Source organism: Paenibacillus sp. V4I5, from assembly GCF_030817255.1.
Taxonomy (GTDB): domain Bacteria; phylum Bacillota; class Bacilli; order Paenibacillales; family NBRC-103111; genus Paenibacillus_E.
This window is the reverse complement of record NZ_JAUSZB010000002.1, coordinates 7,211,691-7,232,777: the sequence shown is the minus strand read 5'-3', so window position 1 is coordinate 7,232,777 and position 21,087 is coordinate 7,211,691. Positions and strand designations below refer to the sequence as shown.

The following is a 21,087-nucleotide window of genomic DNA, read 5'->3' as shown; positions in this document are numbered from 1 at the left end:
TCTTCATTCATAATTCGTTTCACCCCTTAACTTTCACTAATCGCATACTATTCATAATTACAATTAAAGCTGCGCCTGTATCACTAATCACAGCAATCCATAGGGTAAGTAAATCAGGGAAAATCAAGATCAAAGCAATAGATTTAACGATGAGCGAGAACCCAATATTTTGTTTGATTATTCGTATTGTTTTACGGCTCAATTTAACAGTATGGGGTAGTTTTCCTAGATTGTCAGCCATCAACACGATGTCTGCGGTTTCCATAGCTGTGTCAGTTCCTGCTCCACCCATTACAATACCTATATTGGCAGTTGCAAGCGCAGGAGCATCATTTATGCCATCTCCAACCATCGCTACAATGTTGCCTTCTTCTTGAAGTTGTTTAATGGCTTTTACTTTATCTTCGGGTAATAGCTCTGCAAAATATCGGTTTACCCCGGTTGCAGAAGCAATTTTTTTAGCGGTACCTTCATTGTCGCCTGTTAACATCACAACTTGGTTGATGTGGGCGGCTTGAAGTCCTTTAAGAGCTTTTACGGAAGTAGGACGAATAGCATCTGCAACGGCAATTAAACCGAATATCTTCTCTTTTGTTCCAATAATAACGATTGAATTTCCTTCTTGTTGAAGGGATAAGATTCGTGATTCTAGTTCTCCTAGAGAAGCGCTTAGTTCCTGGAACAATTTAAGGTTTCCTGCAAAGTATTCCTTATCTCCGATAATCGCGCCAACACCTTTACCTACGATGTTTCTGAACTTATCGCCTAGAAGGGTAGAGACGCCTTTATCTTTGGCGTACTGGGCTACTGCTTTTGCAATGGGATGTGTAGAGTATTCCTCTAATGTTCGGGCAATACGGAGCAACTCAATTTCACTCGATCCAGCTAATACAACTTGAGATACCTTTGGTTTTCCCTCCGTTAAAGTACCCGTTTTATCAAAAGCAATCGCTGAAATCCTTCCTGCTATTTCTAAGAAGGCTCCACCTTTGATAAGAACCCCGTTCTTGGCTGCATTTCCTATAGCTGAAACAATTGCCACTGGCGTTGAAATAACCAATGCACAAGGACATGCAACAACCAATAATTCTAATCCTTTATAGAACCACTCTCCCCATGTTCCAACACCAACAAGCGGGGGGAAAACCATCACGACGAGTGCAAGAATAAATACAATTGGCGTGTAAATACGAGCAAATTTATCTACAAAAGCTTCCGTAGGAGCCTTTTGTTCTTGCGCCTCTTCGACCAAGTGAATGATTTTGGAGATGGTCGTATCTTCAACCAACTTGGTTACTTTAATCTCTAATGATCCGTGTTCGTTAATTGTACCTGCGTATACACCATCACCAACATGCTTATCAACAGGAATGGATTCTCCTGTAATTGGCGCTTGATTTACACTCGATTCTCCGCTAATTATTAGTCCGTCCAACGGGATTTTATCGCCTGGTTTAACAACAATGACATCACCAACAGAAATCTCCTCTACGGACTTTCTGACAAGTTCCTGACCATTTTTCACGAATGCTTCGGGAGGTGCTAGGTCAATTAAGCTTCGAATCGAATTTCGAGTCTTTTCAATGGACTTCGATTGAAGAACATTTCCTAGTGCAAACAACCAAACTACCAAAGCGCCTTCTAACCACTCACCAATTGCCGAGGCACCAAGCACAGCTGCAGTCATTAATACATTCATATCCAATGAAAGGCTTTTCACAGCATAATAGGCGCTTCTAGCCGGTTTATAGCCACCTATTATAATCGATACTGCGTAAAGCAGAGTAGTAAAGCTTGGTGAAACATTCGCGTAGGAGCCAAGAAAACCAAAAATAAGTAGAACTCCTGATAAACTTATAAGGTTTGTACCTGAATTGTCTGTTTTGACCTCAGCACTTTTCCTCTTGTTCGAAACTAGCGTAGCTTTATAGCCGGATTTGGATACTTCTTTGATGATTTCTTCGACTGAACTGTCGTGTTCAGCAGTCATTTTTCCAGTTGAGAAATTGACACTTACCCTCTTGACCGAGAGAAGGGTTTTCATATGATTTTCTAAGGTTACTGCACAGGAAGTGCAATCCATCCCGCCGATCAGAAAATCTGATTTTTGACCAGATTGGCCTGCAGTATTTTGTACTTGTGGAGTTTCAGATACTTTACAACAATCATCCTCACAACCGGCATTTGTATTTGAACTGGCACTTACATCCAGCAAGATTAGGTTTTTTTTGAATTTCGGTTCTTTGTCCGACATCTCAATCCCCCCGTTTTAGTAAAGGTCTGTATCACATTTGGTAACACCATCATGGACTAGGGATAGTACCGTATCGAACATATGTAACATTTCCTTAATCTTCTCATTGCTTAAACTGTAATACACATATTTCCCTTCTTGCCTTCCAACAATAATCCCGCAGCCCTTCAAACACGCGAGGTGTTGGGAAATGTTCGATTGATTCCCTTGAATTTCATCAACGATTTGAGATACAGGTTTTTCTTTATCTTTAATACATGCCAGTATTTGAAGACGTGTCTTATCGCTAAAGCCGCGAATGAACTTGGCTTTAACATCTAATTGCTCTAATGGAATTTGATTCATTGAGACTACCTCCGCACGAATTAATATTCACTAATATGATTATCATATTAGTGCACTCTAATATATGTGTCAAATTAAAAACCCCAACATTTGTGATGGAGCTTTGGTTTTATGGACTGCACAGCAATTTGTAAGCAAACTCCGCAGCGGGTACCATGGTCATCCCATATAACTGATTTCAAAACAAATTATTTACTTAGTGATAATACTCCAATTACATATGCACCGTACAATTGAAATATCTTATAGTGGCGGAGGCATTGAACTATGACATCCAAAGTAGTGCTTTCATTTGTCTGTTTTTTATTCCTATCTGCTATTGATGTCGCTGCAACAGAGAGTCATGTTGTTGGTCCTTACTCACCAGAACTATACGGTTCAACGGAACAATTTGAATATGAATTTGAGTGGTTAAATGGTACGATCATAGCCAACCCCTACGGTACAAGTAAATAATCTATTAGACCTTCGAGCTTTTCTTATAGAAACAAAAAGGAAGCAGCCGATTTCAAACAGATCCTTTATCAGGTCTGTCATTGAGAATCAGGTGCTTCCTTTTCAATTTATTAGGACAGTTACACTATCCGGCTATCATGAACTATACATTCAAATCGTTGCGTTTCCCTGTAACCATATAAATGACGCCCTCGCCGATATTCGTGCAATGATCGCCGACGCGTTCCAAGAATAGCGCTGCATTCATTAGTTGGGTTATTTGGCGGTTTTTCATGAAATCACCATCCAATAACCGGGTTAGCTCATCTACAATACTACTATATAGCTTATCTACTTCATCATCCTTCTCAGCCAAAGCCGCCGCGCGATGGATGTTACGTTCTGTATAGGATAGAAGGCTTTCTTGGAGCATAATTTTTGTAAGTTCTGCCATCCTAGGAATATCTACGAGTGGCTTTAATAATTCTTCACCGTTCATGCGGATACATATCTTGGCGATGTCAACCGCATGATCGGCGATGCGCTCCAGGTCCGTAGCGATTTTGAGCGCCGTGCTAATGATTCTGAGATCACCTGCCATAGGTTGTTGAAGGGCAATCAATCGGAGAGAACTCTCTTCGATACGTATCAACATCTCGTCAACGAGATCATCCTGCTCAATTGTTTTTTTCGCTAGTTCGTCATCCATCTTTGCGAGTGCTTCAACAGCCTGATGGATTAAATACTCTACTTGGCTCCCCATGTTAAGCAGGTCTTTCTGTAAAGATACTAACGATTGATGATAACTAATTCGATTATCCAAAATGAAGCTCCCCTTTTCCTGATTCTCGCTAACTTAATTATCCGAAACGACCTGTAATATAATCTTCCGTTCTTTGATCGGATGGCGTAGTGAAAATTTTATCTGTTACATTGGTTTCGATGACCTCACCATTTAAGAAGAACGAGGTATCGTCCGAAATACGTGCAGCTTGCTGCATATTATGAGTTACGATAATAATCGTATATTTATCTTTAAGTTCTCTAATTAGTTCCTCGATCTTTAACGTTGAGATTGGATCCAAAGCTGAGGTTGGTTCATCCATTAGAAGAATTTGTGGATTTACAGCTAGCGCTCGGGCAATACAAAGGCGCTGCTGTTGGCCTCCCGACAGGCCATATGCTGATTTTTTCAGGTTATCACTCACTTCTGTCCAAAGGGCAGAGGCTTTTAAGCTGCTTTCCACAATATGATCTAATTGCGCTTTATCCGTTATTCCGTGAATACGCGGGCCATAAGCAATGTTATCATAGATGGATTTGGGAAAAGGGTTTGGCTGCTGGAATACCATGCCAATATTTTTGCGAAGAAGCTCTACATTGACGTCTGGATGGTAAATATGTTCGCCCGCAATTTGGACATCGCCTTCAATCCTGATGCCTTTGATCATATCATTCATCCGGTTTAAAGTACGCAATAAAGTGGACTTCCCACAGCCCGAGGGACCAATAAAAGCTGTAACCGAATTTTTGTTAATTTGCATACCGACATTTTTTAAAGCATGAAACTCGGAATAATATAAATTCAGTTTATCGATGTTAACAATAGACATATGGTAATCCCCCTGATCCTATTCTAAAACTTTCGTTGATACTTATTTCGCAAATAAATGGCGAAAGCATTCATGCTTAGCAGCATGATTAGCAAAATAATAATACCCGCGGCGGCAAGATATGCAAATTCAGCTTGCGGTTGACTTGCCCAGTTGTAAATTTGAATGGGCATTACAGTAAAGGTATCCATAGGAGATTTAGGTAAAAATGCCACGTAGGATACAGCGCCAATAACAATAAGCGGTGCTGTTTCACCGATTGCTCTGGACAAAGACAGAATAGATCCGGTCATAATACCTGGAATGGCAGACGGCAAGACAACACGAACGATGGTTTGCCACCGGTTAGAGCCAAGTGCGAAAGAAGCATTTCTTAACGATTGCGGAACTGTTTTGATCGCTTCTTGGGAAGATACAATAATAATCGGGAGAACCAACAATGTCATCGTTAGAGCACCTGATAGTACGCTTCGCTCTAAGGCAAGCAACCGTACAAAAACAGTTAGTCCAAGTAAACCGTAAACAATGGATGGAACACCAGCAAGATTAGCAATATTCGTTTGAATAAATCGGCTAAACCTTGTGTCTTTTGCGTATTCTTCCAAATAGATAGCCGTGGATACACCGATGATAAACGTCAACGGAGCCGTAATGAGCATTAACCACAATGTTCCTACTAAGGCTGCTTTTATGCCCGAATTTTCAGGAATGCGAGAAGCGAAATTGGTAAGAAAGCCCCAACTTAGCCAGCTACCACCTTGAACAACGACTTGTATTAATAATAAAGCTAGAGCTATAACTCCAAAACAGGTTGAGATGTAAAACAGGGAATGATAGACTTTATTCTTTCTTTTCCGTTTCGTGATATGCTGCAGTTCTTCCGTTGTTGCCATCAATATTCCTCCCTGAACTTTCTAGAGATATAACCAGCTAGAATATTCATAACAAGGGTCATAACGAAAAGTGTTATACCTACGGCATATATCGTCAGATATTCAATAGAACCGTAACGTGTATCTCCCGAACTTACGGACACAATATATGCAGTTAATGTTTGTATACTTTCTAGTGGATTAAAGGACAAATGAGCCAAGTTACCAGCTGCCAAGGTCACAATCATAGTTTCCCCTATAGCACGTGACAATCCCAAAACGAAAGATGCTATAATCCCAGATAATGCAGCTGGGGCAACAATTTTGATCGCTACTTCTAGCTTGGTCGAACCAAGTGCATAGGCACCATTGCGTAATGAGGCAGGAACGGCAACCATAGCGTCTTCACTCATAGAAGATATGATAGGTATGATCATAATACCAACAACAATACCTGCACTTAATGCGTTAAAGATTTCAGTTTGCGGAATGATAAATTTAAGTACTGGTGTAACAAATGTTAAAGCGAAGAATCCATAAACAATCGTCGGAATTCCCGCAAGAATTTCAAGAATAGGTTTAACGACATTTCTAACCTTGGGTTGAGCATACTCACTTAAATAAATAGCGCTTCCTAATCCGATCGGGATAGCTACAATGCTTGCAATAACAGTTACAAGTAAAGTGCCTGTGATTAGCGGAAGCACGCCAAATTCTGGGTCACTAAACAAAGGGGTCCATTTGGTTCCACTTATAAAGTCCCATATTGGAATTTCTCTAAAAAATCCAATGGATTCAAACACCAAGACAAACACAATGCCAACCGTTGTTAAAACAGAAATCCCTGCGAAAAATGCTAATATTTTCGGTATCAGCACGTCAGATGAGAGCATCTTTTTTTTCTTTTTAAAACTTGTTATCTTATTTTGTTCTTGATGATCCAATGTTGAGTTGATATTCGTTTTCGTTTTAGTTTTCATCACATGTTCCATTCCCATTAGCATTTCCCCCACTTATTGCATTTAATATCATGAAAACCGTGACATTCCATAGGGCTTGCGCTCTAATGGATGCCACGGCTTTTCTTACATGTATTGGGTGGATGGTTAGATTATTTCAGAAGATCCAAGTTTTTATTCATGGTATCTTGTGGAAGTTTGATGTATTTAACAGCTTCAACCAGTTTTGCACCATCAGCGCTGTTATAATACTTCAATAATTCTTTAATATGCGGTTGTTCCATAGATTTTTTCGTCGGATAAATATAAATGTAACGAGCAAGCGGAACGTAAGTCATTTTTTCGATTGATTCATGTGAAGGCAAGACAGCAGGAGCATTCGCATCTTTTTTGATGGCAACTGCATTTAATTTTGCTTCATTTTCTTTGTAGTAGGAATAACCGAAGTAACCCATTGCAAATTCATCACCAGAAACACCTTTTACAAGTACATTATCATCTTCAGATGGTGTGTAGTCGCTGCGGGATTCTTTTGCTTTCCCGTTAATTGCTTCCGTAAAGAATTCGAAAGTACCTGATGCTGTTCCTGGACCATACAACTTGATTTCTTTGTCTGGGAATTCAGGGCGAATTTGGTTCCATTTTTTTACTGTGCTATCTTTGGACCATATTTTTTTAAGTTCATCAACTGTTAATTCTTTAGCAAAAGTATTCTTTTTATTAACAACGACAGTAATACCGTCAAGAGCTACTGGCATTTCGATAGCTTCTGTACTTAGCTTTGTTTTTAATTCATCAAGTTCTTCTTTTTTGAATTTACGGGACATGTCAGCAATGTCAATCTCACCGGCGATTAATTTCTTCGCGCCGTTCCCAGACCCAGACTCAGCGACAGTAATTTTAACATCTTTATTTTTTTTCATAAATTCCTCGGCAACCGCTTGGGAAATTGGGAATACCGTGGAAGAACCATCAATCTTTATGTCACCTTTTAAACCAGCAGGAGCCGGAGCAGTTGTTGCAGTAGTGCCTGTAGTTGGTGCTGCACCTTGATTTTGATCGGGTGCTGCTTTACCGCATGCAGATAAAGATAAAGCTAAAACAACGGACGTTATTGCGATTGTACTCTTACGCGAAAAAACCTTAAACAATTCAACCACTCCCTAATATTTTCTTTTTTCAACTCTACTACTTCATAATACCCTGCAATTGTTTTCTTTATTTAATACATTTGTAAACGGAGTGTAAAATATCTGAAATTCGAGTTTATTTTCATAGAGTTCGAGATTCGCTCTTTATTCGACAATAATTTACATCAAATTAACATACTAACGATATTGAATTAATCCTCTACTAGTACAATTGAACTATTACATAGACATACCTATATATAGGAGGAAACTTATGAAGAGATTAATTCATTTCAAGAACAGGATAACATTTACTATGAAAGCCAAATTAATTGTAAGCTTTTCTTTATTATTTATTATTTTCACAGCTGTATCTATTTTTAATTTAACTCAAATGAATCAGATTAAGCGGCAGTTTTCTTTTCAAAATATACAGTCAGATAAACAATTGCTTTCTTTAAATCTCAAAATAAAGGTAAATGAATTGGATGCTTTGAAATCCGCGATGATAATTTCAAAGAATACGGAACTGGTTAGTCCATTCAAACAAAAATCAGAAGAGTTTTATACATTGGTAGCTCAGATTTCAGCTACCGCCTCCAATTCCGACGAACGAAATTGGAGCGCCCGTCTAACGAATACTTCAAAGGAATATACAGTTACATTTGATACCGCGCTTTCCGTTGTTGAGAATAAAAGTCTATCCGCTCAGGATATTGCTAAGCAATTAGAAGCTATACATACCTCTTCACAAGTACATAAGGAATATATATTTGAACTCGTCGACAAGTTTAGTCAAGCATATATAGATGATGCGGCAAATGCAGTAATTAGCTCAGGCAAGCTTCTAGATAACACCGTTAAAGTGGCACTTATTACTTTGTTCCTTGTTTTACTCTTTACCCTTTTCATATCATTTGTACTTATTCGATCCTTCATGAAACCAATTCAGCGTTTGCAAAACGCAGTAAAACAGATAGCAAGCGGGGATTTGCGCAATAAGATTAACAGCAAGGCGAAAGACGAACTCGGTCTTCTTAGTCAAAACTTTGACCATATGATTGATGGAGTACGCAATATGCTGCAACATACACAAACGATTGCCTCCTCTATGTCTCATCACTCTCAAACGTTTCGAGAGTTTTCAGGAGCGACAGCTACAGCCAATCAAGACATCATTCGATCGATTCAAGAGATTTCTACTGGAGCGGAGAAGCAGGCAGACTATTCGGACAAGAGCAGCGCTATTCTAACTGAGTTGTCCAAAGAAATACGTCAAATATCCGATTCTACAAACATGATGCTCCACACTAGTCGGGAAGCTGCTTATAATACTCATCTCGGCTCGAAGTCGTTGGAAGCTTTGAAATCTGCGGTGGTTCACTCCGAGGAAATCCTTCACCAGGTCTACATGGCGATGGAAAATCTATCAAATAGCTCTGCGCAAATTCGTAAAATTGTAGGGACCATCACCGAGATTTCCACCCAAACTAACGTGTTAGCCTTGAATGCTGCGATAGAAGCAGCAAGAGCGGGTGAGCATGGTCGCGGCTTTTCCGTCATTGCTGAGGAAGTTCGGGTGTTATCTGTGCAAACGAATAATTCTTCCAAGGGAATTGATCAAATCGTTCAATCGCTGCTTTCGCAAATGTCAGGGCTTGAATCGTCATTAGCTGCGGCAAAACTCTCTTTTGGTGAGCAAAACCAAAAGATGAACGATAGCCTAGGGGCTTTCAATGAAATTCGTGAATCCATGGACGGTCTTTCGAATCAAATTGATCAGGCACACGTATTGATTGAGCAAGCGGAAGAGAAAAACGCCACACTAGTTGAATCGATTCAGCAAGTAGCTGGCATTGCTCAAGAAACTGCAGCAGGCGTTGAAGAAGTCAATTCCTCATCAACTCAACAAGATATAGCCATTCAACATATCGCAACGCAGTCGGACGATATCTTAGGGCTTGCCTTACAACTGTCTGAAGAAATCAGCAAGTTTAAAATCTCAAATGAAGACGATCAATAGAACAAGTTCCTTCTAATTTCTCTAAAAAGTGCATCCATTTGCAAATTCGTACGTCTCTATAATAAAAACAATGCTGGGGGAAGAGTATGAACACCGAAGAAGTATGGAGATCATTTTATAGTCCTTTGCGGAATTTCATTATTAAACGGGTAAAAAGTGAGCATGATGCTGATGACATTCTACAGAATGTTTTTATCAAAATACACGCTAGTCTAGATACTCTAAAGGACGATCAGAAGCTGCAATCTTGGATATATCAAATTACTCGAAATAGCATTATTGATTATTACAGAAGAGAACAATTCCAACTGAAGGCTGAATTACCAACAGATTTACCTTTAGAGGAAACTGAGGATCTCAATGAGGCTATTAAGGAAATAGCCTCTTGTATCAGACCCATGATCGGGCAGCTCTCCGATAATTATCAGCACGCTCTTGAACTAACCGAATTAGGGGACTACACTCAAAAACAACTAAGTGAGCAACTGGGTATTTCTTTTTCTGGAGCAAAATCTAGAGTACAGCGCGGCAGGGAGAAGCTAAAAGAGCTCTTGCTTAATTGTTGTAATTTTGAATTTGACCGGTTAGGTAATATCATTGATTACACTTCTCGAAATAATAACAAAACTAAATGCAGCGCATCGGATTGTTGTTAATAAGATAAAAACGAATTGCGTCCTTACGTATTATCGTGCGTCTACAGATATGTAACACACACTTTAATCATTAGGGAGGAAAAGAATATGAGCAAACAAAATAATAAGGACGAACAAGGAAATTTAAGAAATGAAAGCTGTTGTGGGGGACCTGCACCGATTGAGACAAATGCGTGTTGTTCAGAAGATGCGAATGCGAAGGCTGCTGGGCAGGATGGTTGTGGTTGTAATTCGAATTCAGTTACAACTAAGACTGCTTTAAATTCCTGCTGCTAGTACAATCTAAATTAATAAAATAACGCCAGTGTAACGGATATCCCGCTGCACTGGCGTTATTTTTATTACGTCATTATTCCTCTATGATTAATGCCGAATAAGCAAGTAAATAATAGGTTTCTTGGTCCGTTCCGAATACGATAACTCGCCCTTCACTGTCGTAATCCATATCATTAACTTCTGAATGGAGCAGCGATGTTACGTTGCCCGTTCTCTTGCTGATTACGTGATATTTCATCGCGTATGCCTCCCTGATTCATCTAACAACGATTATACAGCAAAGCTATTTCGCAAAGATGCGGGAAATAATGGATTTGGCATTACAAGTCACAATAGGCGGCGACGTTAAAACTTTCCGATCCGACTTGGCTGCGTGTATGATAGTCTATTGTTCTCCGGTAGCATAAAGGGGCATTTGTTTGGTAAAATGAACGTTACGAGCAAGAACGTTTTTTGAAAAGTTAACTGGGTCTAATAGGAACTATTTTATACCAACATTTATAGATAAACTTTTAAATGGGTTGAAGTTTTGGGAATAATAATGGACGAGGAGTGGTTTCTACGATGTACGAACTAAAAACAAAAGAAACGGACAGCAGTGTCCTTGAGTTTATTGAAAATGTCGAAAGCGTTAAGAAGCGTGAAGACGCATATAAATTATTAGATATTTTTACTGAAACGACAGGTTATGAAGCGAAGATGTGGGGACCTAGTATTATTGGATTTGGCTCCTATCATTATAAATATGAATCCGGTCACGAGGGCGATGCACCGCTAGTTGGTTTTTCACCTAGAAAAGCCAAAATAAGTTTATATTTTGCGACGGGTGACACCAAACGAGAGGAGTTATTAAAGGACTTTGGCATACATACGGCAGGAAAAGCGTGTGTATATATCAATAAAGTAGCAGATATCGATGTTGAGGTATTAAGGGCCTTAATAAACCAATCTATCCTATTTTTGAAAGAGTTTTATCCGAATTAATAACCTCAGACTTAGCTCTTTTACCATTTTCACAACTTCAATTTCATAATTTAGATGTTTATAGAAATTCACGGCACGATCGTTCTTGATAAAAACATTCAGGATTAACTGTCGGTAGCCTTTTTGGCTTGACCACTCTTCTGCTTTGGTCATTAGTGCCTTGCCGACCCCTTTGCCTTCACCTTGTGGAGAAACTGCAATCGCCACTATATAACCTTGTTCTATACCGCTTAAATTATCTTTATGTGGCTTTACTTCCAAAAAACCGAGCAGCTCCCCCGTTTCTTCTTCCGCCACAAAAATTTCTGTACCAGGAGTACCTCTTACTATTAAAATTATGGTTTGCATGTTCAAACCTTAACGTCATATGCCGTCGTGTGTTCGAAAAGGACTTCATCGATAGCGCGTCGGGATATTGCAGCGAGTACGGGGTTCGTATCTAAGTAGTATGCGAAGGCGATCAGCCCGAAGGACAGTGCCCAGCCGCGACCTCGAGCCCAGGTCGCGTCATCAACCGTTAGCGCTGCGCGGAATAAATCACGGTTTTCGGCGGAGAGGAGAGTCCACGCGACCATTAAGTCGCATGCAGGATCGCCTACGCCCAGAGTACCGAAGTCTATGACGGCGGTTAACCGGCCCTGTTCAACCAGTAGGTTTCCCGGTTGGAGGTCTCCGTGGAGCCAGACTGCCTTACCCTGCCACACTGGTGCCTGGAGGGCTGCTTCCCACGCAGCGGTTGCCACGTCCGTATCTAGCATGTTGTTCAAGGTTGCGATTGCGTTCCGAACAGATGCATCTCGCATAGCCAATGGCACGCCTCTGCCAGAGTTGTGCGGTCCTGGGGCTGGCCCCCCAGCGGGATCGATCCGCTGCAAAGCGGCTACGAATTGACCCAATGCGGTCGCTGCTTGGTGCGGATTGTCGATTCGCCCGATGGTTGCGTTCTCTCCTTCGAGCCACCGATACACGGACCAGCGACAAGGGTAGCCCTCAGCGGGCATCCCCATCGCGAGCGGGGTAGGAATCGAAAGCGGTGTTAGCGGGGCAAGTTTCGGTAGCCAACGGTGCTCCTTCTCCACCTGCGCAATTGCCCATTCGACGCGGGGTAATCGTACGGTCATATCCTCGCCGAGCCGATAGATCGTGTTGTCCGTCCCGGCTGATTCGACCGGCTGGATGCGATGGTCTGCCCATTGCGGAAATTGTGCAGCGATCAACCGCTTCACGAGAGCTAAGTCGATCACTATCTCATTCGCTTGGCTCATTTGAATACATCCTTCCGCAATTTTGATTTATCCACTTTCTTGCTCTGAATGAAGCAAATTTCCATTTCATAATAGCATAGTAAGGTTTTTCAATACGTAGTAAAGGATAACTATAGCTAAACTTTCCTGCCCTTACTTGAATAATCAAAAAGGAGCTGCCGCGAAGCACACTCCTCCATTAATAATTTCGTTAGCGTAATAGGAACCTAGATGACTACCACTTGGCTTCCTTGGTTTATTTCGTACGAATAGGGAAATACAAGTCTATCTCGGAGTTGGGATCATCCGGCTGGGTATAACGCTGATCATAAAACTCGAATTCATATTTACCCGTGCGGGAACCACCGTCGTATTCGTAAGGACTGTTCGGCAGCCAATGTCCCCAAAAATGCCCAAAGGCATCGCCTATACCGTCAAGAGGACCCCGACGCGTCAGCACGATATAGCGCGCAGCTGGTACTTCGATGCGCGTCATGCCCTCGGGAATGTCACCATCCTGAGAGATTTGTACAGAGGCCGTATAATTGAATGGTTCGCCGGGCGGATTGTCCGGATTTTGCAGCATAAGTCCGTAGCTTCGCCAACCGAGCTGACTAGAAACTTCTGGATTGCGCTTATTAAATTCCCCCCACAGCTTGGCAATGGCGTTCTCGGACGGTGGCACAGACATATCAAAATGAATCTTTTCGGTCATTCCAACAACGATGAAGGCTGGTTTTTCGATAATTTTAGTTTCGATAATCATGAGTGGTTATTCTCCTTATTTTGGGATGTGGGGATGTTACGCACTTGCTTATTCTAATAATGGAATTTTTATCCATACGCAAATTATAGAGTACATACGTTCCCTTGTAAACGTTTTTTTATGTTTTTAATACGAATACATCTTTGAAGAAAACGAAAATAGGAGCTGCTACAAAGCAGCTCCTATTTTCGTTTTCTTAGCGGAATGACAATCATTTTCTTCCAATACTTCAATCCCATTCATTTTTGGAAATTGGGAGCGACAGATTCTTCCCGCATATTTGAAAGCTTAATTAATCCTAAGCACAATTTTCCCGCGACCGTGCCTGGTTTCGATAGCCCGGTGTGCATCTTCCGCCTGGTCCAACATGTAGATCTGCCTGATCTGGATGTGAAGCCTGCCCTTTGAATGAAGATCCACTAGTTCTGCAAGCTGGGCTGCCGAACGTTCCCCGCGGACGACGCGAAGTCCGAGCTCCTCAATGAGGTCGTACGCGAAGAACGTACAGATGCGGTTCTTGTCCCTCACCAATTCCACCGCCGCTCGAATCCCTTCACCTCCGGCCGTATCGAACACGGCGTCAACACCATTCGGTGCGAGTGCCCGTACCCGCTCGGCCAGACCTTCCTCATACGTAACCGGTATGGCGCCCAGCGAACGGAGAAATTCGTGGTTGCTCTCGCTGGCTGTGCCGATAACGGCCTTGGCTCCCAACTCCTTAGCCAGCTGTACGGCGAAAGCGCCTAGCGATCCGGCCGCGCCGTTGATCAGGATTGTATCGCCCGGTTTCACTCCAATCGCCTTCAAGGCGATGTAAGCACCCTGACCGTTGCCAGTCAACCCGCCTGCTTCTTCCCAGGACATGGTATCTGGCTTGCTCACGATCTGATCGGCGCTGACAACAACATATTCAGCGTAGCCATTCAATGTTGTGAAGCCGAGCACTGGGTTGCCCACGGAGAAGCCGGTTACACCGTCCCCAACCTGATCCACGATTCCTGCGAATTCATTACCCGGAATTTGCGGAAGATTCACCGCGACCCCATATGATGGCGTCCAGCCGCTGCGTATGGCGCAGTCGTAATGCTGTACACCAGCGGTTTTCACGCGGACCCTAACTTGACCCGGACCTGCCTGCGGATCCGGAAACTCCATAACTCTCATGACTTCCGGTCCTCCGATTGAAGTAAATGCTGCTGCTCTCATAGGATATTCCTCCTTGTTTGTTCGATCAGAATGTCAAAATGCAACGTACAATTTCCCGCTGAACGGATCCTTTACGATTGTTTGCTTTTGAATAAGATCATCGTCATGTCGCTTTCCTCTTGCGTTCGGCTCTGCCGAATTGAAAATAATAGATCAGTAAAATCATCGCATGCAAGAAGGCAAGAACAAAATAAATATTGCTGTAAACGAACGCGACCGGAAACGAATTTGCCGCATTCCAAACGGAACTTGCGCCTTGATCAATTGTCGTGCTGTAAATACTTGCGGAAACGGCCCCAGCAACAAAGTTCAGCATCGCGAGCAGTCCCATGCCGACCCCCGTCTGTTCCTTCGGCAGTGTTCGGGAAATCGTATTGGACAAGGCAATCATCATGAACGATTGCCCCACATTGCCGAAGATCAGAAAGACGGCGATATAAACAGGTGAGATTCCCGCAAAGGAAGACAATAGAGCAAAACAGGTCAATAACAGCAAAGATGCCACGTAATAAAGGAATGGATTACCTTTTGCATCCGCCAGCTTGCCTGCTTTTCGACCCAGAATTGCAGTCGTGACGGCTGCCGGAGCTATCGCGAAGCCGATCAGTCCCGGTGCCAGATGGTTGACTTGGGACAATAGCTGGGGGCTCAGAAACGCTAGTGAATAACCGATCCCTGTCGTCAGAAAAGCAATCGCCAGCACAAGGGAATAGCTTTTATTACGGAACAGTTCTGGCCGGATGAACGGTTTCGCCACAGAACGGATTCTTGCTATAAACAAGACGAACAAAATAAGACAGCCTGCAGCCGGCATCCACGCCTCGTACGTGATCGCAAGTAGCAGCAACGCCGCCGTTCCAGCGAGCAGTCCGCCGCCTATCCAATCGATGTTGCCTGCATCTTCATGTTCATTATCCAAATATTTGCGGTAGTAGGGCAATGTGAATAGAGTAAAGAGCGGCATGCAGAACAGCCAACGCCAATGAACTATACTGACCACCAAAGTGGCCACGAGCGGGCCGATTGCACCGCCGATTGCCAAACCGGTCATTGATATCCCCAGTGCCCGTCCCCGGCTCTCCGGAGGAAAATAACGAACCGGAATAATGCTGGCCGTTGCTGGAACTACCGCAGCCCCTGCCGCCTGCAAAATCCGGCTAAGCAGAACCATCCAGTAAGCTTGGGCAACGAGGCCGATCAGGGAGCCGAATACAAAAAATATCAGACCGAACGTCAACAGATTTTTGAGCTTATAGATGTCGGCCAGCTTCCCATAGATCACGGTTCCGACGGCATATATTAGTAAAAAGGCTGACGTAACCCAACTCACTTGCGCAAAGGAAAGCTGAAATTCCGCGCGGATCTCGGGCAATACGATATTGAACATAGACGCACTCATCACAGAGATGACAAGCGTGAATGCGAGAATTCGAATCAATTTTTCTCCTGCTTGCTGTTGAACTCCGGTTTCCATTTCTTCATCCTGCTTTCCGTAAGGTGGAGTTCCGTACACCGAATTCGAATGGCAAGCCCTTCTTCCCGGGAAGTTTTTTATTTCGCTTGCATAGTTTGATTTTACAGCGGATAATTGATAAATAAAAATACATCTTACTCTATATCATACATTCCTTTGAGTATATAAGAGGAGGGATTATAGATGGAACTGCTGCAATTGCAGTATTTTCGTACGGTTGCCAGAATGGAGCATATGACGAAGGCAGCACAAGATCTGCGGATCGCGCAGCCCGCTCTCAGCAAGACGATCGCCCGGCTAGAGAAGGATGTAGGCGTGCCGCTATTTGACCGTCATGGCAGGCAAATTCGGCTTAATACGTTTGGCAAAGCGTTTTTGGATAAAGTGGAAGCGGCGCTCACCCTATTGGAAGAAGGACAGAAAGAAGTATCCGATCTTGCGGGATTGGAGTACGGGAGCATTCATTTGGCGACATCGACGCTAGATCGTCTGTCAGAACCTTTGAGCTCTTTCCTTACTCTTCACCCGAATGTTAATTTTCGGATCACTCAGGCCTCGCTGGAAGAAATGGCTCATCTCCTTGAAGTCGGAGAAGTGGATATTTGCTTTACACCTTTGCCTATGGAAAGGCCGGATTTCAGTGTGTCGTCCGTATTAAACGAAGATGTATATCTGGCAGTTCCTCCGTCGCATCGATTAGCGGGCCTTCACAGCGTTCGCTTGAACGAGGTGGCTGATGAACCGTTTATCGGTTACAAAGAAGGTTTTCCTTTTCAAAAAATGAATGATGATTTCTTCCGTAGAGTAGGGATATCGCCAAATTACGTCTGTCGGGTAGACGAACCTGCCGCCATATCCAATCTTGTCCGCGCCGGACTAGGCGTTGCGTTGGTCGGCAATTGCGGAGGGCCGAATTCCCCTCTTCATCTGTTGTCCATTGAATATCCTGTTTGCCAACGTCATTTTCAAATTGTATGGCATAACAAACGTTACCTCTCCATGGCCGCTCGCAAGTTCAGGGATTTTGTGATCCAGTATTTTGCTGCTTCATAAGGATTTTCCTTACGGGTGAAGGGGTAAATTCAATTGATAGAAATTTGCGGACAAAAATGCAAATAACTCTCCACGTCTGGAGAGTTATTTTTTATGCAGAGGGATAACAATTTTACTCACATTTAGTTGTTGATATAGCGCTCGAAGATGTAACCGAAATCCTTGATCTTTAACTCAGAGTGCTTATTCTTCAACCAATTGTAGGTTGATTCGTTGATTGCATCGAATTGGGCTACCGGGGAAGTAGTTTGAGTTGTGATACGACCTGTCGCTTCCTTAGCAATAACTACGCTTTGCTTCGCATAACTAAACAAGTCCTCGTTATGTGCTACCGTCTCGGAAATCTTAATTAAGGCTTTATACAAGTCTTTGATCTGCTCGATTTGCTTCTTGTCGACATCAATCGAGAAGTTGACGTCACCGATAATGAACTTGATCTCGACGTCAAGATCGATAGTTCCTGCAGTTTCCAAATACACCTTGGAAATTGCATTTGTATGGTAGCTGTAACGTTTCAGCATACGCTTGCTGCTAATAGCACTATCTCCATCAAGGTGGATTAGGGCAAGGTTGGTAAAGCAGTATTCGTCCTTCTTCGACTTGATGATGAAGAAAATCTTCTCGCCATCCTCATGCATGACATAATCATCTGAATCTACCTTGTCGAAATCACTCGGACTAATAACCTTACCTATATCACTTAAACCTAATGCATCTGCCGCAAACTTCTTGAACAATGGAATCATCCTCTCATTTTGAAAATAAAGATAAGTCAGTTTCCAACTCGGGATTTAAAAAATCGATCCCTTAGTTTAACCCTATTATACATTAATGGTATAATTTACATAAGTAGTTGGATTGCTGTGATTAGAGTATTATGAGTCCGTCAATGTCTTTGAGGTTACAGCAAGAGTTCAATCCTGCGAAAAATTGAAATTTTCAGGTTATATTAAGGTTGTTTTCAGTAAATATTCAGATACTATTGTTAGTATAAAAATCAAATTTAACAACACTATACAATGTAGTGTTAATAGATTTGATTTTTTGCAATCGAAAACTACGCCATGTAGTGTTCATGAAATGGAGGTTAGGTTACAGAGGCAGTTCATTTATAAAATAGTTTTTTAGATTACATCTACAAGGAGGAATAAAGATGAAACTTAAACTAACCGCGTTGGCTGTTGGAGCTGTTGTTGTATTAGGTGGAGCTTATTATGCTTATGATTACTATGCCGGTAATCATGTGACCATTCAAGAAGCTATTCCTGTGAATGGTGCTTCTACTCAGGTCAGTACAGCTGCTGCTGTTGATACAGGTAAATTGAACGGAGACTGGAGCATTCAGCCAGATTCTAAAGTCTACTTCTCAGTAACTACATCCAAGGAAAAAGTAAACTTCGAAGGCAGCACAGTGATAGGGAACTGGGCATTAAACACCACTGATCTGGCCAAAATGAAAGCTGAAGCCGTCGTTGGTATCGATACGCTGCAATCTGGAAATTCCCAAAGGGACGGTCACATTAAAGGTCAGCAATACTTAAATGCACAAACGTTCCCTGAGGCCAAGTTTACGCTCAAATCAATCGATAACTTTCCTAAAGAATGGAAAGAAGGTGAGAAAGTTTCCTTTGACATGCTAGGAACCCTCACAATTAAAAATACAACGAAAGACGTAGTATTTAAGACCGATGCTGCTTATAACCAGGGTGTTATTAAGCTAGGGGGCAGTACGGCCGTGACTTTTGATGATTTTGGGATGAAGAATCCTCATACCGTTGTTCTGGACACAGAGAATAATGTGACAATCACTCTGAGTCTGGTCATGGGCAAGAAGACAACTTCATAATACTCTTACACAAAAAAGAACAAAGCCGCATTCTCTGCGACTTTGTTCTTTTTATTTTTGTCACTAACAGCTTCGCGCATACGTTTGTTTGCCCCTCATGGTCATATCGCCCCCACTTTCACACTCTTTATTAACCTAAACTAAGATCACATTGATGCATGATAGAAACAACTCTGCCCCAATATCGGTCTAGAGAACGATCATAAATAACTGAGTATATAATATACTGTTTACATGATCCGCAATTTTGAAAAAGGGAGATACAAAATGAATATCAATTCCATTGAAGTAAACGGATTGCGCAAAAGCTTCGGCAAACAAATCGTTCTGGACGGCATAGATTTGGCGGTAGCCAAAGGTACGATTTTCGCGCTGCTCGGGCCGAACGGCGCTGGTAAAACGACACTGATTAACATCCTGTCAACGCTGTCCGAGCCGGACGAGGGATTCGCACGAATCGAAGGGTACGACGTCGTATCCAACCGATACGAGGTCCGTAGGTCGATCAGTCTCACCGGCCAATTCGCGGCAGTTGATGAAGTATTGACTGGTCACGAGAATATCATCATGATGTGCCGGCTGTCTGGTTTATCGCGGGGGGAGTCCCGCTTACGGACAGCAGAGCTGCTGAAACGTTTCGATCTCGAAGACGCCGCAGGCAAGCGTGTGAAAACATTCTCAGGCGGCATGCGCCGTAGGTTGGATCTTGCCGTAAGTCTAGTCGTTAACCGTCCGGTGCTCTTTCTGGACGAACCAACGACGGGACTTGACACCGTCAGCCGCCGCTCTCTTTGGGAAATCATCTTGCGACTTAAGCAGCAAGGAATGACGATTTTTTTGACGACACAATATTTAGAAGAAGCCGACCAGCTTGCAGACGAAATCGCGGTGATGGGTCGCGGACGAATCGTTGCAACCGGCTCCGCCGAGGCTTTGAAGGCGCGCGTCGGCGGCGAAGTCATCGAGTTGCGGAATCACATGGACGAAGTCATTCGATCCATACCGACGAGCGGCAGTGTTCAGGATGTTCGCCACACGTTGAGCGAGATCGCCCACTTATGCCCACCGGATACACGGCTCTTCATTCGAAAGCCTAGCATGGATGACGTCTTTCTTGCCTTAACATCCATCGATCAAAAGGAGGCTTCACTCACATGAACGATCTTCAACCAGTTCCAAAGCCCGCTTCTTTTGCAGCAACCAATACCGTCTTCATCGGTCGCAGTATCCTTCATAGCTTGCGCAACATCGAGTCGCTCCTTATGGCGATCATGCTGCCCATTATGTTAATGTTGCTGTTTACCTACGTATTCGGCGGTGCAATCGATCCGAGCGGCGACTACGTGAATTATGTCGTGCCGGGTATTATTCTGTTGTGCGCTGGTTTCGGCTCGTCCAGCACGGCTGTCGATGTCGCAACAGACATGACGAATGGCATTATCGACCGGTTCAGAACAATGCCGATCCGCAGCATAAGCGTAATTACGGGGCATGTCGCCGCTAGTCTCGTCCGGAATTCGCTCGCTACTTGCATGGTCATCGGGGTGGCGTTGCTTGTCGGTTTCCGCCCTTCCGCCAACCTGTTGGAATGGCTAGGAGCTCTTGGGGTCATCTTATTGTTCATTCTGACCTTTACTTGGTTGTTCGCCGCGATCGGCCTCGTAACGGGCAGCCCTTCCGCCGCCAGCGGCTACGGTTTCGCTTTGCTATTCCTCCCTTACTTGTCCAGCGCTTTCGTTCCAACTAGCACGATGCCTGCGTGGCTGCAAGGGGTCGCTAACCATCAGCCGATTACGCCAGTCATTGAGACGATTCGCGGGCTGTTAACCGGCACACCGGTGATGGATAACGGCTGGTGGGCCATCGGTTGGTGTGTAACGCTCCTGGTGATTGCGATCGGCTGGTGCAGCCTCGCTTTCCGCCGTATTGGCGGAAGGCGATAAAATAAATA

General features: G+C 43.2%; 24 protein-coding genes. 9 read left to right on the top strand and 15 right to left on the bottom strand.

Annotated features, from left to right (window positions below; translation table 11 throughout):
- Positions 1-19: 19 nt before the first annotated feature.
- The 3 genes from QFZ78_RS34630 to QFZ78_RS34620 all read right to left on the bottom strand — a co-directional run bounded on the left by QFZ78_RS34630 (position 20) and on the right by QFZ78_RS34620 (position 2,781).
- Entirely contained in the window at positions 20-2,254 is a 2,235-nt protein-coding gene (locus tag QFZ78_RS34630) for a heavy metal translocating P-type ATPase (RefSeq protein ID WP_307554109.1), read from the bottom strand.
- 15 nt (positions 2,255-2,269) lie between these two features.
- Entirely contained in the window at positions 2,270-2,599 is a 330-nt protein-coding gene (locus tag QFZ78_RS34625; RefSeq protein ID WP_307554107.1) for an ArsR/SmtB family transcription factor, read from the bottom strand.
- 74 nt (positions 2,600-2,673) lie between these two features.
- Entirely contained in the window at positions 2,674-2,781 is a 108-nt protein-coding gene (locus QFZ78_RS34620) for a PCYCGC motif-containing (lipo)protein (protein ID WP_307554105.1), read from the bottom strand.
- Between the two features lie 85 nt (positions 2,782-2,866).
- On the opposite strand from QFZ78_RS34620, the gene QFZ78_RS34615 reads away from it, so the two are divergent.
- The gene (locus QFZ78_RS34615) at positions 2,867-3,055 is read left to right on the top strand and encodes a hypothetical protein (RefSeq protein WP_307554103.1); all 189 of its coding nucleotides are present in this window, start codon (positions 2,867-2,869) and stop codon (positions 3,053-3,055) included.
- A 142-nt stretch (positions 3,056-3,197) separates the two neighbouring features.
- On the opposite strand, the gene phoU is transcribed toward QFZ78_RS34615, so the two are convergent.
- The 5 genes from phoU to QFZ78_RS34590 all read right to left on the bottom strand — a co-directional run bounded on the left by phoU (position 3,198) and on the right by QFZ78_RS34590 (position 7,638).
- Positions 3,198-3,857, bottom strand: coding sequence for a phosphate signaling complex protein PhoU (gene phoU / locus QFZ78_RS34610; protein WP_307554101.1), 660 nt, complete (start codon positions 3,855-3,857; stop codon positions 3,198-3,200).
- 37 nt (positions 3,858-3,894) lie between these two features.
- Positions 3,895-4,647 carry a phosphate ABC transporter ATP-binding protein PstB gene (gene pstB, locus QFZ78_RS34605; RefSeq protein WP_307554100.1) on the bottom strand — a complete coding sequence of 251 codons (753 nt, stop codon included), beginning with the start codon at positions 4,645-4,647 and terminating at the stop codon, positions 3,895-3,897.
- A 23-nt stretch (positions 4,648-4,670) separates the two neighbouring features.
- Entirely contained in the window at positions 4,671-5,540 is an 870-nt protein-coding gene (gene pstA / locus QFZ78_RS34600) for a phosphate ABC transporter permease PstA (RefSeq protein WP_307554098.1), read from the bottom strand.
- Positions 5,540-6,412: a phosphate ABC transporter permease subunit PstC gene (gene pstC / locus QFZ78_RS34595; RefSeq protein ID WP_307556044.1), complete on the bottom strand. Its 873-nt coding sequence runs from the start codon at positions 6,410-6,412 to the stop codon at positions 5,540-5,542. Before pstC ends, pstA begins: the two co-directional genes overlap by 1 nt.
- Before the next feature lie 218 nt (positions 6,413-6,630).
- Entirely contained in the window at positions 6,631-7,638 is a 1,008-nt protein-coding gene (locus QFZ78_RS34590) for a PstS family phosphate ABC transporter substrate-binding protein (protein ID WP_307554096.1), read from the bottom strand.
- A gap of 244 nt (positions 7,639-7,882) precedes the next feature.
- On the opposite strand from QFZ78_RS34590, the gene QFZ78_RS34585 reads away from it, so the two are divergent.
- From QFZ78_RS34585 to QFZ78_RS34575, 3 genes are all read left to right on the top strand, one after another.
- On the top strand, positions 7,883-9,631 hold the full coding sequence (locus tag QFZ78_RS34585; RefSeq protein ID WP_307554094.1) for a methyl-accepting chemotaxis protein: 1,749 nt from the start codon (positions 7,883-7,885) through the stop codon (positions 9,629-9,631).
- Between the two features lie 86 nt (positions 9,632-9,717).
- Complete coding sequence (gene sigZ, locus QFZ78_RS34580) at positions 9,718-10,287, top strand: RNA polymerase sigma factor SigZ (RefSeq protein ID WP_307554092.1); 570 nt, start codon at positions 9,718-9,720, stop codon at positions 10,285-10,287.
- Between the two features lie 87 nt (positions 10,288-10,374).
- On the top strand, positions 10,375-10,563 hold the full coding sequence (locus QFZ78_RS34575) for a hypothetical protein (RefSeq protein ID WP_307554090.1): 189 nt from the start codon (positions 10,375-10,377) through the stop codon (positions 10,561-10,563).
- Between the two features lie 73 nt (positions 10,564-10,636).
- On the opposite strand, the gene QFZ78_RS34570 is transcribed toward QFZ78_RS34575, so the two are convergent.
- Positions 10,637-10,801: a hypothetical protein gene (locus tag QFZ78_RS34570; RefSeq protein ID WP_307554088.1), complete on the bottom strand. Its 165-nt coding sequence runs from the start codon at positions 10,799-10,801 to the stop codon at positions 10,637-10,639.
- A gap of 326 nt (positions 10,802-11,127) precedes the next feature.
- On the opposite strand from QFZ78_RS34570, the gene QFZ78_RS34565 reads away from it, so the two are divergent.
- Positions 11,128-11,547 carry a DUF1801 domain-containing protein gene (locus QFZ78_RS34565; RefSeq protein WP_307554087.1) on the top strand — a complete coding sequence of 140 codons (420 nt, stop codon included), beginning with the start codon at positions 11,128-11,130 and terminating at the stop codon, positions 11,545-11,547.
- Here the strand turns inward: QFZ78_RS34565 and QFZ78_RS34560 are convergent.
- From QFZ78_RS34560 to QFZ78_RS34540, 5 genes are all read right to left on the bottom strand, one after another.
- Positions 11,518-11,895: a GNAT family N-acetyltransferase gene (locus QFZ78_RS34560; RefSeq protein WP_307554085.1), complete on the bottom strand. Its 378-nt coding sequence runs from the start codon at positions 11,893-11,895 to the stop codon at positions 11,518-11,520. The genes QFZ78_RS34565 and QFZ78_RS34560 overlap by 30 nt on opposite strands.
- A 2-nt stretch (positions 11,896-11,897) precedes the next feature.
- The gene (locus tag QFZ78_RS34555) at positions 11,898-12,812 is read right to left on the bottom strand and encodes an aminoglycoside phosphotransferase family protein (RefSeq protein ID WP_307554083.1); all 915 of its coding nucleotides are present in this window, start codon (positions 12,810-12,812) and stop codon (positions 11,898-11,900) included.
- A gap of 235 nt (positions 12,813-13,047) precedes the next feature.
- The gene (locus tag QFZ78_RS34550) at positions 13,048-13,557 is read right to left on the bottom strand and encodes a GyrI-like domain-containing protein (RefSeq protein WP_307554081.1); all 510 of its coding nucleotides are present in this window, start codon (positions 13,555-13,557) and stop codon (positions 13,048-13,050) included.
- 288 nt (positions 13,558-13,845) lie between these two features.
- Positions 13,846-14,763, bottom strand: a complete 918-nt coding sequence (locus tag QFZ78_RS34545) for an NADP-dependent oxidoreductase (RefSeq protein WP_307554079.1) — start codon at positions 14,761-14,763, stop codon at positions 13,846-13,848.
- Between the two features lie 103 nt (positions 14,764-14,866).
- Positions 14,867-16,237, bottom strand: coding sequence for an MFS transporter (locus QFZ78_RS34540; protein ID WP_307554077.1), 1,371 nt, complete (start codon positions 16,235-16,237; stop codon positions 14,867-14,869).
- 183 nt (positions 16,238-16,420) lie between these two features.
- On the opposite strand from QFZ78_RS34540, the gene QFZ78_RS34535 reads away from it, so the two are divergent.
- On the top strand, positions 16,421-17,290 hold the full coding sequence (locus QFZ78_RS34535; RefSeq protein ID WP_307554075.1) for a LysR family transcriptional regulator: 870 nt from the start codon (positions 16,421-16,423) through the stop codon (positions 17,288-17,290).
- Between the two features lie 122 nt (positions 17,291-17,412).
- On the opposite strand, the gene QFZ78_RS34530 is transcribed toward QFZ78_RS34535, so the two are convergent.
- Complete coding sequence (locus QFZ78_RS34530) at positions 17,413-18,027, bottom strand: PH domain-containing protein (RefSeq protein ID WP_307554073.1); 615 nt, start codon at positions 18,025-18,027, stop codon at positions 17,413-17,415.
- A gap of 416 nt (positions 18,028-18,443) precedes the next feature.
- On the opposite strand from QFZ78_RS34530, the gene QFZ78_RS34525 reads away from it, so the two are divergent.
- From QFZ78_RS34525 to QFZ78_RS34515, 3 genes are all read left to right on the top strand, one after another.
- Complete coding sequence (locus tag QFZ78_RS34525) at positions 18,444-19,136, top strand: YceI family protein (RefSeq protein WP_307554072.1); 693 nt, start codon at positions 18,444-18,446, stop codon at positions 19,134-19,136.
- A gap of 267 nt (positions 19,137-19,403) precedes the next feature.
- Positions 19,404-20,294, top strand: a complete 891-nt coding sequence (locus QFZ78_RS34520; RefSeq protein WP_307554070.1) for an ATP-binding cassette domain-containing protein — start codon at positions 19,404-19,406, stop codon at positions 20,292-20,294.
- A complete protein-coding gene (locus QFZ78_RS34515; RefSeq protein ID WP_307554068.1) occupies positions 20,291-21,079 on the top strand; it encodes an ABC transporter permease in 789 nt (262 codons plus the stop codon). Before QFZ78_RS34520 ends, QFZ78_RS34515 begins: the two co-directional genes overlap by 4 nt.
- Positions 21,080-21,087: the final 8 nt, after the last annotated feature.